The sequence below is a fragment of the Citrobacter sp. SX206 genome, from assembly GCF_024181025.1.
GTDB lineage: Bacteria > Pseudomonadota > Gammaproteobacteria > Enterobacterales > Enterobacteriaceae > Citrobacter > Citrobacter youngae.
The window spans coordinates 2,594,912-2,610,088 of the sequence record NZ_CP049738.1; the positions used below are offsets into that span (position 1 = coordinate 2,594,912).

General features: G+C 51.2%; 13 protein-coding genes. 3 read left to right on the top strand and 10 right to left on the bottom strand.

What is annotated here, in order from left to right:
* Positions 1 to 78: 78 nt before the first annotated feature.
* From G8S19_RS12725 to G8S19_RS12735, 3 genes are all read right to left on the bottom strand, one after another.
* Positions 79 to 2,022 carry a DNA topoisomerase III gene (locus G8S19_RS12725; RefSeq protein ID WP_253685259.1) on the bottom strand — a complete coding sequence of 648 codons (1,944 nt, stop codon included), beginning with the start codon at positions 2,020 to 2,022 and terminating at the stop codon, positions 79 to 81.
* Between the two features lie 4 nt (positions 2,023 to 2,026).
* On the bottom strand, positions 2,027 to 3,070 hold the full coding sequence (gene selD, locus G8S19_RS12730) for a selenide, water dikinase SelD (protein ID WP_124021676.1): 1,044 nt from the start codon (positions 3,068 to 3,070) through the stop codon (positions 2,027 to 2,029).
* 116 nt (positions 3,071 to 3,186) lie between these two features.
* A complete protein-coding gene (locus G8S19_RS12735) occupies positions 3,187 to 3,738 on the bottom strand; it encodes an NAD(P)H nitroreductase (RefSeq protein WP_061067766.1) in 552 nt (183 codons plus the stop codon).
* Positions 3,739 to 3,912: 174 nt separating this feature from the next.
* Here G8S19_RS12735 and sppA point away from each other — a divergent pair, with 174 nt between their 5' ends.
* Genes sppA through pncA form a run of 3 tightly spaced genes read left to right on the top strand, consistent with a single transcriptional unit; the run spans position 3,913 to position 7,494 of the window.
* Positions 3,913 to 5,769, top strand: coding sequence for a signal peptide peptidase SppA (gene sppA, locus G8S19_RS12740; protein WP_124021675.1), 1,857 nt, complete (start codon positions 3,913 to 3,915; stop codon positions 5,767 to 5,769).
* Positions 5,770 to 5,824: 55 nt separating this feature from the next.
* A complete protein-coding gene (ansA, locus tag G8S19_RS12745; RefSeq protein WP_003030673.1) occupies positions 5,825 to 6,841 on the top strand; it encodes an asparaginase in 1,017 nt (338 codons plus the stop codon).
* Positions 6,842 to 6,855: 14 nt separating this feature from the next.
* Positions 6,856 to 7,494: a bifunctional nicotinamidase/pyrazinamidase gene (pncA, locus tag G8S19_RS12750; protein WP_124021674.1), complete on the top strand. Its 639-nt coding sequence runs from the start codon at positions 6,856 to 6,858 to the stop codon at positions 7,492 to 7,494.
* A gap of 37 nt (positions 7,495 to 7,531) precedes the next feature.
* Here pncA and G8S19_RS12755 read toward each other — a convergent pair whose 3' ends face one another.
* The 7 genes from G8S19_RS12755 to G8S19_RS12785 all read right to left on the bottom strand — a co-directional run bounded on the left by G8S19_RS12755 (position 7,532) and on the right by G8S19_RS12785 (position 15,172).
* Entirely contained in the window at positions 7,532 to 8,890 is a 1,359-nt protein-coding gene (locus tag G8S19_RS12755; RefSeq protein WP_253685261.1) for an MFS transporter, read from the bottom strand.
* Between the two features lie 140 nt (positions 8,891 to 9,030).
* Complete coding sequence (locus tag G8S19_RS12760; RefSeq protein WP_048211911.1) at positions 9,031 to 9,789, bottom strand: DeoR/GlpR family DNA-binding transcription regulator; 759 nt, start codon at positions 9,787 to 9,789, stop codon at positions 9,031 to 9,033.
* A gap of 136 nt (positions 9,790 to 9,925) precedes the next feature.
* On the bottom strand, positions 9,926 to 10,909 hold the full coding sequence (locus G8S19_RS12765; protein ID WP_048211912.1) for an aldo/keto reductase: 984 nt from the start codon (positions 10,907 to 10,909) through the stop codon (positions 9,926 to 9,928).
* A gap of 9 nt (positions 10,910 to 10,918) precedes the next feature.
* Positions 10,919 to 11,866, bottom strand: a complete 948-nt coding sequence (locus G8S19_RS12770; RefSeq protein WP_101741739.1) for a carbohydrate kinase family protein — start codon at positions 11,864 to 11,866, stop codon at positions 10,919 to 10,921.
* Between the two features lie 4 nt (positions 11,867 to 11,870).
* The gene (locus G8S19_RS12775; RefSeq protein WP_253685263.1) at positions 11,871 to 12,707 is read right to left on the bottom strand and encodes a ketose-bisphosphate aldolase; all 837 of its coding nucleotides are present in this window, start codon (positions 12,705 to 12,707) and stop codon (positions 11,871 to 11,873) included.
* A gap of 24 nt (positions 12,708 to 12,731) precedes the next feature.
* Complete coding sequence (locus tag G8S19_RS12780; protein WP_253685265.1) at positions 12,732 to 13,775, bottom strand: NAD(P)-dependent alcohol dehydrogenase; 1,044 nt, start codon at positions 13,773 to 13,775, stop codon at positions 12,732 to 12,734.
* 17 nt (positions 13,776 to 13,792) lie between these two features.
* Positions 13,793 to 15,172 carry an MFS transporter gene (locus G8S19_RS12785; protein WP_047498907.1) on the bottom strand — a complete coding sequence of 460 codons (1,380 nt, stop codon included), beginning with the start codon at positions 15,170 to 15,172 and terminating at the stop codon, positions 13,793 to 13,795.
* Positions 15,173 to 15,177 lie beyond the last annotated feature (5 nt).

Sequence of the window (15,177 nt, forward strand, 5' to 3'; positions counted from 1 at the left end):
TAGACCCGTAGGCCGGATAAGGCACAGGTGCCGCATCCGGCAAAGCCTGATGACGCTACGCTTATCAGGCCTACAGACTTACACGCCCGCCTCTTCAGATGGCGGGCTTTTTTTCGCCGGGCGTTTACGCGGCGCGCTCTTTTTCTTATCACCACTACCGCCAGGTGCAGCAATTCCACGAAAGCGTCGTACCGGTGTGCTGCGCGCCTGATCGATAAGCTGATACAGCGTCCCCACCAGCGGCTGCATGAAATCCTGATAGCGACATTGCTTTTCGCTGATTTGGGTCAGGATTGATTCCCAGTGCGCGGTCATGTCCGGGCGTGTCGCCATTTCTGGCAACGAGTGGAACAGCGCTTTTCCCGCGTCGGTCGAATGGATATACCGCCCTTTTTTCACCAGGAATCCGCGCTTAAACAGCAATTCGATAATTCCGGCGCGCGTCGCTTCCGTACCTAAACCATCCGTTGCGCGCAGGATCTTTTTCAGATCTTTATCCTGCACGAATCGCGCAATCCCGGTCATCGCTGACAGCAGCGTGGCATCGGTAAAGTGACGTGGTGGTTGAGTCTGACGTTCAACCACTTCGCCTTTTTCGCACAGCAGTTCGTCATCTTTTGCCACCACCGGCAGCGGCGTCCCGTCATTATCTTCGTCGCGCTCTTTATTGCCGAGCAGCGTGCGCCATCCGGCTTCCGCCAGAAAACGCGCTTTAGCGACAAACTTGCCTTTGGCAATATCCAGCTCAATAACGCACTTCCTGAATACCGCATCTGCGCAAAATTGCATCAGATACTGACGGGCAATCAGGTTGTAAATTTTCGCTTCGTTATCGTTCAGGTTGATGGACGAACTGCGTGCGGTAGGAATGATGGCGTGGTGCGCATCCACTTTTTTGTCGTCCCAACAGCGATTTCGCGTATCGGGATTGACCGCCGGTTGCGGGAGCAGATCCGGTGCATGGACGCTAATCGCGTTCAGTACCGCATGACGTCCGGCAAAGTGCTCTTCCGGCAGATAACGGCTATCCGAACGCGGATAGGTAATCAACTTATGGGTTTCATACAACTTCTGGCAGATATCCAGAACGTTTTGCGCACTTAAACCGAAGCGCTTCGCCGCTTCAATCTGCAACGCCGACAGCGAGAACGGCAACGGCGCGGATTCTGATTCCCGTTTATCGTTATAGCTGGTGACTATCGCCGGTTGACCGTTAATTCGGTTCACCACGTGTTCAGCCAGCGTGCGATTCAGCAAGCGCCCTTCTTCATCCTGATACGGCTCACACGCTTCGCTCGGCTGCCAGATAGCAGTAAACCGCTCATCGGCGGGCGTTACGATATGCGCTTTCACTTCGAAGAAGTCTTTGGCGACGAAGTTCTCAATCTCTTCATCACGACGCACAACCAGCCCGAGCACCGGCGTTTGTACGCGCCCGACCGAAAGTACGCCCTGATAGCCCGCGTTACGTCCGAGAATGGTGTAAGCGCGCGTCATATTGATACCGTACAACCAGTCCGCACGCGCTCGCGCCAGTGCCGACACGCACAGCGGAATAAACTCACTGTTGGCGCGCAGCCGCTCAATAGCCCGCTCAACGGCCTGCGGGTTGAGGTCGTTAATCAGGCAACGCTGCACCTTCTGGCGCTTTTCAGGCGCCAGTTGCAGGTAATCCAGCACTTCATCCACCAGCAACTGCCCTTCACGATCGGGGTCACCGGCGTGAATAACTTCGCTGGCCTCATGCAAAAAGCGCTTAATGACGTTAAGTTGTTTGGTCACTGAGGGACGCGGCTGCAGTTGCCACTTTTCCGGGACGATCGGCAGATCGACCAGACTCCAGCGAGCATAACGACTGTCGTAGGCATTCGGCTGCACCTGTTCAAGCAGGTGACCAATACACCAGGTCACCACTTGTCCATTTCCGCATTCGATAAAACCATCGCCTTTGCGATGCGGCTTTGGTAGCACATCGGCGATAGCACGCGCCAGACTTGGTTTTTCGGCAATAAACAACCGCATCGAGTTAACGGATCTCAACCATGGCGCGACCGCCACGAGCGTCCACTAACTCACCAATGGCGGTGAGATCGATACCGAACTGCGCCGCTGCCGCTTTCACTTCGGCTTCAGCTTCCGGCGTTACCGCCAGCAGTAGGCCACCGGAAGTTTGCGGATCGCACAACAGATCGCGTACCGATTGCGGCATTTCACCCATCAGGTGTCCGTAGCTGGCAAAGTTACGTTGGGTACCGCCGGGTACCGCACCCTGCGCGATGTATTCTTCAACGCCAGGCAGCTTAGGAATATCCTGGTAGACGATTTGCGCCTGAACGCCTGCGCCCTGACACATCTCACTCAGATGCCCCAGCAGACCAAAACCGGTAACGTCGGTCATGGCTTTCACGCCGTCGATATCGGCGAATGCCGCACCGGCAATGTTCATCCGACACATCACTTCTGTCGCCAGTCCTTTGTGTTCTTCCTTCAGTAGTGATTTTTTCTCTGCTGTCGTCAGAACGCCAATCCCCAGAGGCTTGGTCAGGAATAACTTACACCCTGCCTCTGCGGTGCTGTTTTTCTTCACGCGTTCGGTCGGCACAACGCCGGTTACCGCAAGGCCAAAGATAGGCTCTGGGGCATCGATAGAGTGGCCGCCCGCCAGCGCAATACCCGCCTGACGGCAGGCAAAACGTCCGCCTTCGGTGACTTCGCGGGCGATTTCCGGCGCCAGCTTATCCAGCGGCCAGCCCAGAATAGCAATTGCCATAATCGGTTTGCCGCCCATAGCGAAAATATCGCTGATGGCGTTAGTCGCGGCGATGCGGCCAAAATCAAACGGATTATCGACAATCGGCATAAAGAAATCGGTGGTGCTGATAACGCTGGTGCCGTTTCCCAAATCGTATACGGCCGCGTCGTCGCGAGTTTCATTACCCACCAGTAAGTTCGGATCAACAAACTTCGCCTGCTCGCTGTGCAGGATGGTTTCCAGCACTTTTGGGGAAATTTTACAACCGCAACCGGCTCCGTGGCTGTATTGCGTTAAACGAATAGCGTGCTCGCTCATGGACATCTCCTGTCATTGCAATCCGGATATGGTAGCGCTCATTCCATGATGTGGTAAGAGTGACTGTCTGAATTCGGGTCTCTTTGCTCATAATCCAGACAGTTTTGCCGTTGATATCAGAAATAACGGACGAATGCGCTCGGATCGGCAAGGTTAATCGTCGTGGAGGCTTTTAGCTGCGGCGTTCCCAGATAGAGGAAACCGACGATTTTATCTTGCGGGCGACAGTCGAATGCTTCACGAACGACCGCACTTTCGGTTAATGCGCCGCTGCGCCAGATACCGCCAAAGCCCTGGGCAATTGCGGCCATCTGCATCGCCATTACTGCACAACCGGCAGACATTTCCTGTTCCCACAGCGGAACCTTGTCGCTTTCTTCACATTTCGCCACCACGGTAATAATCAGCGGCGCGCGAAACGGTGCGCTGCGCGCTTTTTCCTGGGCTTTCTCATCGCTACCTGCGGCGATCGCGCCTTTTTCAAGCACGGCACTAAAGCGTTCGCGTCCTTCACCTTCAATCACAAAAAATTGCCACGGTTGTAGCGACTTGTGGTCCGGTGCGCGCATTCCCGCCCGCAGAATGTTTTGCAGTTGCTCTCCGGCCGGGGCCGGTTCGACAAGACGAGAAGCGCTACGACGGGTGATAAGTAATTCGAGTGCATCCATTTGCTTAACTCCAACAATGATATTTGTTCACAAAATTAACACGTGGGCGGATTTTGTTACAGCACAGGCGGCGATTCCTGCTGACAAGTGCCTGCCGGGTCATTACGATAGCCTCATCTTAACGCCTTTCTCCGGAATTTCGGGTGGCGTGTTGTTAATCGGTAGGGAGAATACATGCGAACCCTGTGGCGATTTATTGCCGGATTTTTTAAATGGACATGGCGATTACTCAATTTCGTCCGTGAATTTGTGCTTAACCTGTTCTTCATCTTTTTGGTGCTGGTTGGCGTGGGTATCTGGATGCAGGTCAGTAGCAGCAGTACCAGCGAACATGCTGAGCGAGGCGCACTGTTGCTGGATATCTCGGGGGTGATTGTCGATAAGCCATCGAGCACCAGTCGCTTAAGCGTTATTGGTCGTCAACTGTTTGGCGCCAGTTCCGATCGCCTGCAGGAAAACTCCCTGTTCGATATCGTGAATACTATTCGCCAGGCAAAAGATGATCGCAACATCACCGGCATTGTGATGGATCTGAAAAACTTTGCCGGGGCCGACCAGCCTTCCATGCAGTATATCGGTAAAGCGCTACGTGAATTCCGCGACAGCGGTAAACCGGTCTTTGCCGTAGGCGATAACTTCAGCCAGGGGCAGTATTATCTCGCCAGTTTTGCCAACAAAATTTACCTCTCTCCACAGGGTTCCGTTGATCTGCACGGCTTTGCCACCAACGGTTTGTACTACAAGTCCCTGCTCGACAAGCTGAAAGTTTCCACGCACGTGTTCCGTGTCGGGACTTATAAGTCTGCCGTCGAGCCATTTATCCGCGATGATATGTCTCCTGCCGCGCGTGAAGCCGACAGCCGCTGGATAGGCGAGCTGTGGCAGAACTATCTCGACACGGTCGCTGCCAATCGCCAGATCCCTGCGCAGCAGGTGTTCCCGGGCGCACAGGCCATGCTTGACGGATTGACGAGAGTCGATGGTGATACCGCGAAATATGCGCTCGACAACAAACTGGTGGATGCACTCGCCTCCAGCGCTGAAGTCGAAAAAATGCTGACCAAACAGTTTGGCTGGAGTAAAGCGGATAAAAACTACCGCTCTGTCAGCTACTACGATTACACGCTGAAAACCCCGGCTGATACCGGCGACAGCATTGGCGTTATCTTCGCCAATGGCGCGATTATGGACGGTGAAGAAACCCCTGGGAATGTGGGCGGCGATACCACTGCCGCACAGATCCGCGAAGCGCGTCTTGATCCGAAAGTGAAAGCCATTGTTCTGCGCGTTAACAGCCCTGGCGGCAGCGTCAGCGCCTCGGAAGTAATCCGTTCTGAGCTGGCAGCGGCAAAAGCGGCGGGCAAACCGGTTGTCGTTTCCATGGGCGGCATGGCGGCCTCTGGTGGGTACTGGATCTCTACGCCTGCCAGCTACATCGTGGCAAACCCCAGCACCCTGACCGGCTCCATCGGCATCTTTGGTGTTATCAACACGGTAGAAAACAGTCTGGATTCCATTGGCGTACACACCGACGGCGTGGCGACATCCCCACTGGCGGATATCTCCATCACCAAAGCGTTACCGCCGGAAGTGCAGCAAATGATGCAACTTAGCATCGAGAACGGCTACAAACGCTTTATCACGCTGGTTGCGGATGCGCGTAAGACAACGCCTGAGCAGATTGACAAAATCGCGCAGGGCCACGTCTGGACCGGTCAGGATGCGAAAGCCAACGGTCTGGTAGACAGCCTCGGTGATTTTGACGACGCCGTCGCGAAAGCGGCTGAGCTTGGCAAACTGAAACAGTGGCACATTGAGTATTATCAGGACGAACCAACATTCGTTGATATGGTGATGGACAGCATGTCTGGCTCCGTTCGTGCCATGCTGCCTGACGCCATTCAGGCTATGCTCCCGCCACCGCTGGCCTCTGCGGCCAGTGCAGTAAAAGCCGAAAGCGATAAGCTGGCCGCATTCAACGATCCGCAAAACCGCTATGCGTTTTGCCTGACCTGCGCCAACGTTCGCTAACTATTGACCCCTCTTCGGGATGAAGAGGGGTTTTCTTTGAGACAGAAGAAAAGTCATGCAGAAAAAATCAATTTACGTTGCCTATACCGGCGGTACCATTGGTATGCAGCGCTCAGAACAGGGTTATATTCCCGTTTCCGGTCACCTGCAGCGCCAGCTGGCATTGATGCCTGAATTCCACCGCCCGGAGATGCCAGACTTCACCATCCACGAATACGCCCCGCTGATGGATTCCTCCGATATGACGCCGGAAGACTGGCAGCATATTGCGGAAGATATTAAAGCGCACTACGACGATTACGATGGTTTTGTCATTCTGCACGGCACCGATACCATGGCGTTTACGGCTTCGGCGCTCTCTTTTATGCTGGAGAATCTGGGCAAGCCGGTCATTGTGACAGGGTCACAAATCCCATTAGCAGAGCTACGTTCTGACGGACAAATCAATTTGCTGAATGCGTTGTACGTTGCAGCAAATTACCCGATCAATGAAGTTACCCTGTTTTTCAACAATCGATTGTTTCGCGGCAACCGGACCACTAAAGCGCATGCTGATGGTTTTGACGCGTTTGCCTCACCCAACCTTGCACCACTGCTGGAAGCCGGGATCCACATTCGTCGGCTGGGAACACCGCCCGCACCTCACGGCACAGGTGAGTTGATTGTGCATCCTATCACTCCGCAACCGATTGGCGTGGTCACCATTTATCCTGGGATCTCCGCTGATGTAGTACGCAACTTCCTGCGCCAACCTGTAAAAGCATTAATTTTGCGCTCCTACGGCGTGGGGAATGCACCGCAGAATAAAGAGTTCCTGAAAGAACTTGAAGATGCGAGTTCGCGTGGCATTGTGGTGGTGAACCTTACGCAGTGTATGTCCGGCAAGGTGAACATGGGGGGCTACGCGACAGGCAATGCGCTGGCGCATGCTGGCGTGATTGGCGGCGCGGATATGACCGTCGAAGCCACACTCACCAAACTGCACTATTTGCTGAGTCAGGGACTGGATACGCAGACGATCCGTGAAGCGATGACGCAAAATCTGCGTGGTGAGCTCACGCCTGACGATTAAAGGAGTCTATGCCCATGGCCCGAGCCTTACTGTTGGTCGATTTACAAAATGACTTTTGTGCCGGTGGTGCCCTCGCGGTCCCACAAGGTGACAGCACAATCGATATTGCCAACCGTCTGATTGACTGGTGTGCCGTACGCGGTGACACCGTCGTTGCCAGCCTGGACTGGCACCCGGCTAATCACGGCAGCTTTGCCAGCCAGCATCAGGTTGCCCCCTACAGTCAGGGACAACTCGATGGCCTGGCGCAGACGTTCTGGCCCGATCATTGCGTACAAAACAGCGCAGGTGCAGCCCTGCATCCGCTGCTGAACCAGCATGCGATAACTCAAACGTTCACTAAAGGTGAGAACCCGCTGGTCGACAGCTATAGTGCGTTTTTTGATAACGGTCGTCGTCAGGCTACCGCGCTGAATGCATGGCTACTCGAACGCCGCATTGCCGAACTCATCATCATGGGTCTGGCAACCGACTATTGCGTTAAATTCACCGTACTGGATGCGCTCGATCTTGGCTACACCGTCAGCGTTATTACCGACGGCTGTCGTGGCGTCAATATCCAACCCCAGGACAGTGCAAACGCCTTTATAGAAATGTCGGCGGCGGGCGCAACGCTGTATACGTTGGACGACTGGCTGGAAACACAGCCGTAAGCGATGCCGACAGGGTCACTCCTGTCGGCGCGTTATCTCAGGCCAGCGCTGAAATCTCTTCCAGCGATACTTTGCGTGTTTCGATGCCAAAACAAAAAAGAATCAGCGCGCATAGAACCAACATTACTCCTAACACGATAAAGACCGTAACGGAGCCATAGCGGGTCAACAAAATAGCGACGCCATAGGGCGTAAACACAGCGACAATCCTTCCCACCGCATTCACAAAACCTGATCCTCTCAATCTAAGGTGCGTGGGCCATAGTTCCGGGACATAAACTGCAGAGGCAAAGCAGACATACATATACAGAAAAAAAATCATCACCAGCCCGTAGCTCAGAATGGCCCACTCTTCAGTTTGAAGTGAATAGAAATACCCGAGCAATGCGATAATAATCAACAAGAATGAGCCAAACAATCGCCGTGGAAAGCGATCGATAATTAACGCGGCAATAAATATCCCAACTGGCGCGCCAATCATAATTATCGCGGTCATAAATATGGATTTCGTTACATCGATTCCCGAATTAACAAATATCGTCGGGATCCATACCGTAATGGTGTAGAGCGAAATATTCATTGCGATAAGCACCGTGATCGCCACCAGTGTACAGCGCAACATTGGCCCCTTAAACAAGAGCCAAAATGAACCACATGCCGTGCTTAAATCCGCCGACGAGCATTCGTTCCGGCAGGATGGTAAAGTGATGTTTTTTTCTTTCTCAATTTGCAGTTCCACCTGTAGAAGATGTTTTTCAGCTTCGTTTCTCTGTCCTTTGCCAGCCAACCAACGAGGAGATTCAATATAGTACTTTCCCGACAGATACCATGCTAAGAGCATTGCCATGCCACCGAGTAAAAACATCATCCGCCAGCTTAGAAAGGCGATAATCACAACGCCAATTGCCGCCGACAGCATCGGCGACCAGTTGCCGACAAACGACAGGCGAGCAGACCACTTCCCACGCACCCCGGGCGGAATAAATTCAGTAAATGAGGCATAGCCCACCATAATTAGCGCTCCCATTCCGCTCCCCATCAGGAAGCGGAAAAAGATAAGCCAGTACATGTTAGGCACAAACGTTGCCGCACAGGCAGAGACCCCGACGATCAGCAAATTGAAGCGAAACGCCTTGCGTCGGCCAAGATAATCACCAATAAAGCCACCGGTTAGTGAGCCAATAAAATAGCCAAACATCAGAGCCGAGGTAAACACGGCGTTGAGGTAATTATTTGACCAACCGGTACTGACTAATTTTGCCAATACCACATTCCCGGAATAGCTGAGAAAACCGGTGACTAATAGACTAAAACTGATAATGCCGAAAATACGAAAATGAAATCGAGATAAAGGTAAGCGATCTAATCTTGCACCGATAGGGTCACATTGTTCCATCTGGATGCCTCAAATTAAGCTAAATAGAAAGTATGGCGATCGCGGCAGAATAAAATTCGCCGCGCCATCCATCATCATTAGGTTCTTATGGCATTGCCCAGGTGCAAACTAAAATAATATCGACACGCCCTACGTTAAAATTAATATACGAGTTGAATATTATTCTCTTTGCAAAATGCAATCCACTCTGCACCCGGTGCCTTATTGGTTATAAGATAATTAATATGGCTAAAGTCCACGAGCTGGACGAACGCTTTACGATCGAACTTCGAATGATCAACTAACAGAGCTACTTCGGTCGCCTGGCGGATCATCGTCTTTTTGATTTCAGCTTCCGCTTCGTTAGAATCAAGCGCCCCGCTCTGCATATCCAGACCTTTGCAGCTCATCACCAGGATATCAACATGATAGCGGCTGATAATCTCCTTGGTGATCCTTCCCTGAAGCGACAGCGTATTTTTATTTAATTCACCGCCAGTAGAAACAACGTTAATCTCTGACTGTGCCAGCTCATGAAAAGCTTCGGCCGAGTTGGTCAGGAGCGTCAGATCGTTTCTTTCCTTCAACAGTTTTAATAATTCCATCGCGGTACTGCTGGAGTCGGCAGCCATGGTGGTCTTATTTTTAATAAACGGTAATGCATTACGGGCAATGATCTGCTTTTCTTCAAAAAAAGATTTTGCACGCTTATAAAAATGGATATTGTCGGACAACGCGGTGGTATTGAGCACTGCACCGCCATATGTTCGGGTCAAAAAACCTTCATCTTCCAGTTTTTCCAGATCGCGGCGAATCGTTTCTTCAGTCACCTGAAAGATCGAACTTAAATTAGATACCGCTACTTTCTTATCATTCGCCACCATTTGCTTAATGGCCTGAATCCTGTCTTTTGCCGCCACGATGACACCTCTGTTTCCTGCAAAGTAATAATAAGACCCAAGTATCTCACAGGCTATGTTTATTTTCAAAAGAACATGTCTGAATCACAGATTTTAATACTATTTTACACAGAAACAGAGGTAACTCCCATTTGGCTTATTTTGTATCCAACGCCTCAGCCATTCGCCTCATCAATGAAGAATCATCATCGGTCAGGGAAATCGTTAACGCCTGAACATTATCACGAACCTGTTCAGGCGCGGTTGCGCCGCTCAGCAAGGTGATTAAATTGCTTTGCTTCAAAATCCACGCCAGTGCCAACGCGGGGATTGTGCAGCGGTATTTTTCGCACAACGGCCGCCATTGCTCAAGCATGTCAATCACCCGTAGCATATTGTCCCGTTGGAACCAGACTTTGTTGGCCCGCGCCCCGCCCGGGACATAATCTCTGGCGATAGTACCGGTCAACAACCCCTGCTCGAGCGGTGAATAGACCTGCACCACAATGCCATGCTGCTGGCATAACGGCAGCAGTTCAGCCTCCAGTGCCCGGTCAAGGATGCTGTACTTGGCCTGGATGATATCCAGCTCACCGTGTTTGAGATACTCCCTGATATGTTCCGCATCGACGTTCGCCGCACCGATAGAACGAATTTTCCCCTCTTTCTTGAGTGCGTTTAGTGTATCGACGGTTTCTGCAATCGGCGTAAAACAGGGTTCGACCGACTGCCAGTGGGTCATGTAGATATCAATGCTCTCAATACCCAGTCTTTGCAGGCTGGCATCCACCTCTTCGCGAATCGACTCGGGCGTGAGGTTTTTATACAACTGCCGGTCGCCCACTTTGTTAAACAGGCTGCCTGTTCGTTCCCAGACGATGCCGCATTTGGTTTCAACAACGATATCGTTACGCGGTAGCTTTTTCAGCGCCTGACCGACAATCACTTCACTGTTGCCAAAGTTGTAGCCTGGCGCGGTATCAATCAGATTAATACCGCAGCGATGCGCCTCAACAATGGTATCAATACATACCTGCAGATCGAGATCGCCGTTCCACGCCGGACCGCCGCCAATCGCCCAGGTGCCTAATCCCATGCGGGAAAGCGTAATATCCGTACTGCCTAAAGGAATCATTTTCATCTGCCGCTATTATCCTTCATATTCATCGAGAAGTTGTTCCACCAGCTTTCTGTTCTTCACACCCGTCGTGGCCCCTACGCTCAAAACCGATATGGCTGCCGTTGCATTAGCAAACAGCGCGCACTCACGCAGGGTTTTGCCTTCAAGCAGCGCTGAAATAAATCCCGAGGCAAAATTGTCTCCCGCGCCGATAGTGTCGATGGCGGTAATTCCCGAAACGGCTGGAACCTCGATTTTCATATCGACACGCTTGATAAAGCAGCCTCTCTTGCCGGTCTTAATCACGACTGTTTTCACGCCACAGTTCAGGAAACTGTCGGCAATGTCATCCAGCGTCTCTTTCCCGGTGAGCAGTTTTGCCTCCTCAAAATTAGGAAACAGATAATCCACGTAGCTCAATGCCCGGCGAATATCTTCCAGTGTTTCATTAAGCCGCGGTTTGATCATATCCGCGCAGATAATTAACCGATGCGCTTTCGCCTGAGTGAAAATTGCAGTCAGTGCATCGCCATCCAGTAACGGGCTATTAAAAATACTCGCCAGCGACAACAACTTTGCTTGAGAGAAGCGGTCAAAATCAACATCGCTGATATTCAGCTTCCACAGGCTGCCGTTACGGTTAGTCACAAAAGTACGCTCGCCATCGGCGGTGACTAATCCCACGTTAATAGATGTATCAATTGCGGCATCCTGCTTCAGGCTCTGAATATCTATATTCTCCCGACGACAGTGGTCGAGAATAAAATGACCTGCTGCATCAGCCCCAACCCGGCTCATTAACGCTGTACGATGACCGAGACGAGAAATAATTGTCGCTTCGTTAATTGCGTCACCGCCGGTTGTCATCGCTATTCGTTCTAACGGATAAGAGTCAACATCAAAGATATTTTTACTCACAGGCTGTAAAGGAATATCAACAATAGCAGCCCCTATACAAATAACCTCGATATTATCCATGTTGTCATTCCGCTTTACCGTCTGAACCAAACAATTTGATTTTCTCCAGCGCGCGCGCTTTTACGGCTTTACGTACTTCACGTTCAACGTGCAGGAACGGCTGGTCCTGGTTCTCCTGCACTGCCACCATCGCAGCCTGGCACAGTTCGGTGTGAATGTTGATTTTAGAGATACCTAATGAAATGGCTTTTTTGATATCCGCATCGCTGATACCCGACGCACCATGCAGTACCAGTGGAACGGATACGGCTTCGCGCACGCGTTTAACCACGTCGAAATTCAGTTTCGGTTCGGAGGTGTAGACGCCGTGCTGGTTACCAATCGCTACCGCCAGCGAGTCACAGCCGGTACGCTCGACAAACTCAGCCGCCTGGCTTGGGTCAGTGTAGTGATAACCCGCCAGCGCCTCTTCGTACACCGTTTCATTGCCCACATGGCCCAGTTCAGCTTCGACCGGAATACCCAGCGGGTGGAAGAAATCGACCGCCTCTTTGGTCAGGCGAATATTCTCTTCGAAATCAAAGGCAGAGGCATCACGCATCAGCGAATTCATGCCATGAGTCCAGGCGTTATGGATAATCTCCATGCTGCGGCCGTGATCCCAGTGGGTAATAACTGGAACCGAGGCCTTTTTAGCCATTGAAACCATCATGTGCGAAAAATCTTCGAATGAGGTATTCCCCACAAAACCAGTACCGAAGGAGATAATCACCGGCGATTTCGATTCTTCCGCCGCATCAATCACCCCCATTAGCATTTCTGCATTCCACACGTTAAAGTGAGCAATTGCATAATGTTTATTTTGGGCATCATTTTCCCAATATTTAATATCTGCCAGCATGGTTATTTCTCCCTTTGCGATAAATTAATGATTTACTTTAATTACGCCTTTAATAATTTCGCTTTTGTTATTAACGGATTCATCAAACGCGCGCTGAACATCTGCATAATCGTAAATATGCGTCACCATCGATTTCACATCGAACCGACCGGAGGATATGGCTTCAATAGTAACCGGATAACGGTTGGCGTAACGGAAAACGGTCTGAATAGACACTTCACGGTTAATTTTTAGGAAATTAATTGCGGAATCACCAGGTACTGTACCGACGATCATTATTTTCCCGCCGCGCATCACCAGATACGGCGCCTGCTTAACAGTGATCGCTGAACCTGCGGTTTCAAAAACAATATCGGCCCCCATATCTCCGGAGAACTGCTGGCAGCGGGCAACGGTGTCCTCTTTCGCCCCGTTGATCACGGTCGTCGCGCCAAGCTGTTCGGCCATCGCCAGACGTTTTTCCAGCACATCAACCACCGCGATCTCGGTTGCGCCCAAGCATTTACACGCTTGCAGAGTCATTAAACCAATACACCCCGCCCCGAGAATGACGATTTTCTTACCCGGTTTAACGTCTGCCAGCATTGCAGCATGCATACCCACCGCCGCAGGTTCCACCAACGCACCTTCCAGGGTGTCCATGTTATCGGGCAATTTGTAGGTGAAACTCTCTGGATGACACAGATAGTGGGTTAGCGCGCCGCGATAGTTAGGTTGCGTAGCCATAAAATCGACGTCAGGGCAGATGTTGTATTTCCCTTCCAGGCAGTAGCGGCAGTGACCACACGGTACACCGGGTTCAATATTCACCCGATCACCCGGTTTAAATTTGGTTACACGGTTCCCTACCGCCACCACCGTACCGGCGCATTCATGCCCCAGACCAATTTCCTGATGAGGATCTTTCGGCGGAATAAAAGGACCTGATTCAAATCCATGAACATCTGAACCGCAAATGCCAACGTATTCAACTTTGATCAGCACTTCGTGCTCTTTTGGCACCGGGATATCGGCGGCGATGATTTTCATCGTGCCCGGCGTTTTTAATATCGCTTTCGAGTTTTTCATTTTATTTCCCGTCAATATTATTTGCTGGTGACTGCATCAATCCCGAGACTTTCGACAGAGACGCCTTTGGTTTCAATTCCGATGGTAGCAATAGCAATGGCGACAATAATGGAGACCGCACCTAGCAGTACAAACACCCCTGTCACGCCGTAACCATTAAGTAATACTGCGACTGCATAAGGTGCGGCGATACCACTGACACGCCCGACCGCGTTGGCCAGTCCCGAACCGCGAAGTTTCGCTTCGGTTGGCCATATTTCCGGAACATAGACAGCGGAGGCATAACAAACATACATATAAACAAAGGTAATCAGGAAAAAACCGATTAATGTAATTAACAGCATACTGGTTTGCAGCGAATAGATATAACCCAGTACAGCAATTAACACTAATAACCCCACACCCATTGTTTTTCTCGGAATTTTATCCATGACCAGCATGGCGATAAAAATCCCAAACGGCGCACCGAACATGCTCATGGTATTTAAGACAATGGAGTCTTTCAGATTAATACCCTGAGTCATAAATATTGTCGGTAGCCAGTTAATTAAGGTGTACTGAACGACGTTCATGGCAATCAGAACAAAAGAACCCAAAATAACCCGCTTCAGCAATACACCTGTTAATAAGGCGGAGTACGGTACAGAACGCGGTTGTTTGCCATCATCCTTTATCACGACTGGCGGCAGTGGCTTACCGGTCTGTCGAATGACACCTTCTTCAATTGCCCGCATCACCTTTTCGGCTTCCTGGTAGCGCCCGCGAGACTCCAGCCAGCGAGGCGACTCGGGGAAACTGCGCCAGGCAATAACAGTAGCTATGAGCGACAGCACCGCTGGAATCAACAGCTGTACGCGCCAGTTCCATTCTGCGCTGATAAGTGGCGTCAGCCCCATCGCAATCAGCGAACAGAGCGGGTAAGACCAGTTGCCGATAAACGAGACCCGACTCGACCATGTACCACGATTTCTGCCAGGCATATATTCGGTAAACCCGGCAAATAAGGTCACTAACAGCGCGCCTAATCCAACTCCCATTACAAAACGGCAGGCGATCAGAAAGGTCATATTGGGTGAAAACGCACCCACGATCATAGAAATAATATGAATCGCTTCATACAGAATAAATGCGTTTTTACGCCCGATTTTATCGCCAATAATTCCCCCGCCGAGCGCACCGAGAAACATTCCAGCCGTCGTAATGGCAGAGAATGTGGCGGTGGTGGAATTATCAGTCCAGCCAAGTTCTTTTAACTGCGCGAGAATTAATCCGCCGACGGCATTACTCCAGCAAACCAGTAATCCGAAGGCAACCATGGCAAACATTGACGTATGCCAGCGACAGTCAGGCAGCCTGTCCAACCTCGCGCCGCAGTGCGGTTTTGCTATTTGTTCCATCCGGG

Coding starts and splice junctions, on each gene's coding strand:
- G8S19_RS12725 (WP_253685259.1), bottom strand. CDS start 2,022: ATGCGGTTGTTTATTGCCGAAAAACCAAGTCTGGCGCGTGCTATCGCC.
- selD (WP_124021676.1), bottom strand. CDS start 3,070: ATGAGCGAGCACGCTATTCGTTTAACGCAATACAGCCACGGAGCCGGT.
- G8S19_RS12735 (WP_061067766.1), bottom strand. CDS start 3,738: ATGGATGCACTCGAATTACTTATCACCCGTCGTAGCGCTTCTCGTCTT.
- sppA (WP_124021675.1), top strand. CDS start 3,913: ATGCGAACCCTGTGGCGATTTATTGCCGGATTTTTTAAATGGACATGG.
- ansA (WP_003030673.1), top strand. CDS start 5,825: ATGCAGAAAAAATCAATTTACGTTGCCTATACCGGCGGTACCATTGGT.
- pncA (WP_124021674.1), top strand. CDS start 6,856: ATGGCCCGAGCCTTACTGTTGGTCGATTTACAAAATGACTTTTGTGCC.
- G8S19_RS12755 (WP_253685261.1), bottom strand. CDS start 8,890: ATGGAACAATGTGACCCTATCGGTGCAAGATTAGATCGCTTACCTTTA.
- G8S19_RS12765 (WP_048211912.1), bottom strand. CDS start 10,909: ATGAAAATGATTCCTTTAGGCAGTACGGATATTACGCTTTCCCGCATG.
- G8S19_RS12770 (WP_101741739.1), bottom strand. CDS start 11,866: ATGGATAATATCGAGGTTATTTGTATAGGGGCTGCTATTGTTGATATT.
- G8S19_RS12775 (WP_253685263.1), bottom strand. CDS start 12,707: ATGCTGGCAGATATTAAATATTGGGAAAATGATGCCCAAAATAAACAT.
- G8S19_RS12780 (WP_253685265.1), bottom strand. CDS start 13,775: ATGAAAAACTCGAAAGCGATATTAAAAACGCCGGGCACGATGAAAATC.
- G8S19_RS12785 (WP_047498907.1), bottom strand. CDS start 15,172: ATGGAACAAATAGCAAAACCGCACTGCGGCGCGAGGTTGGACAGGCTG.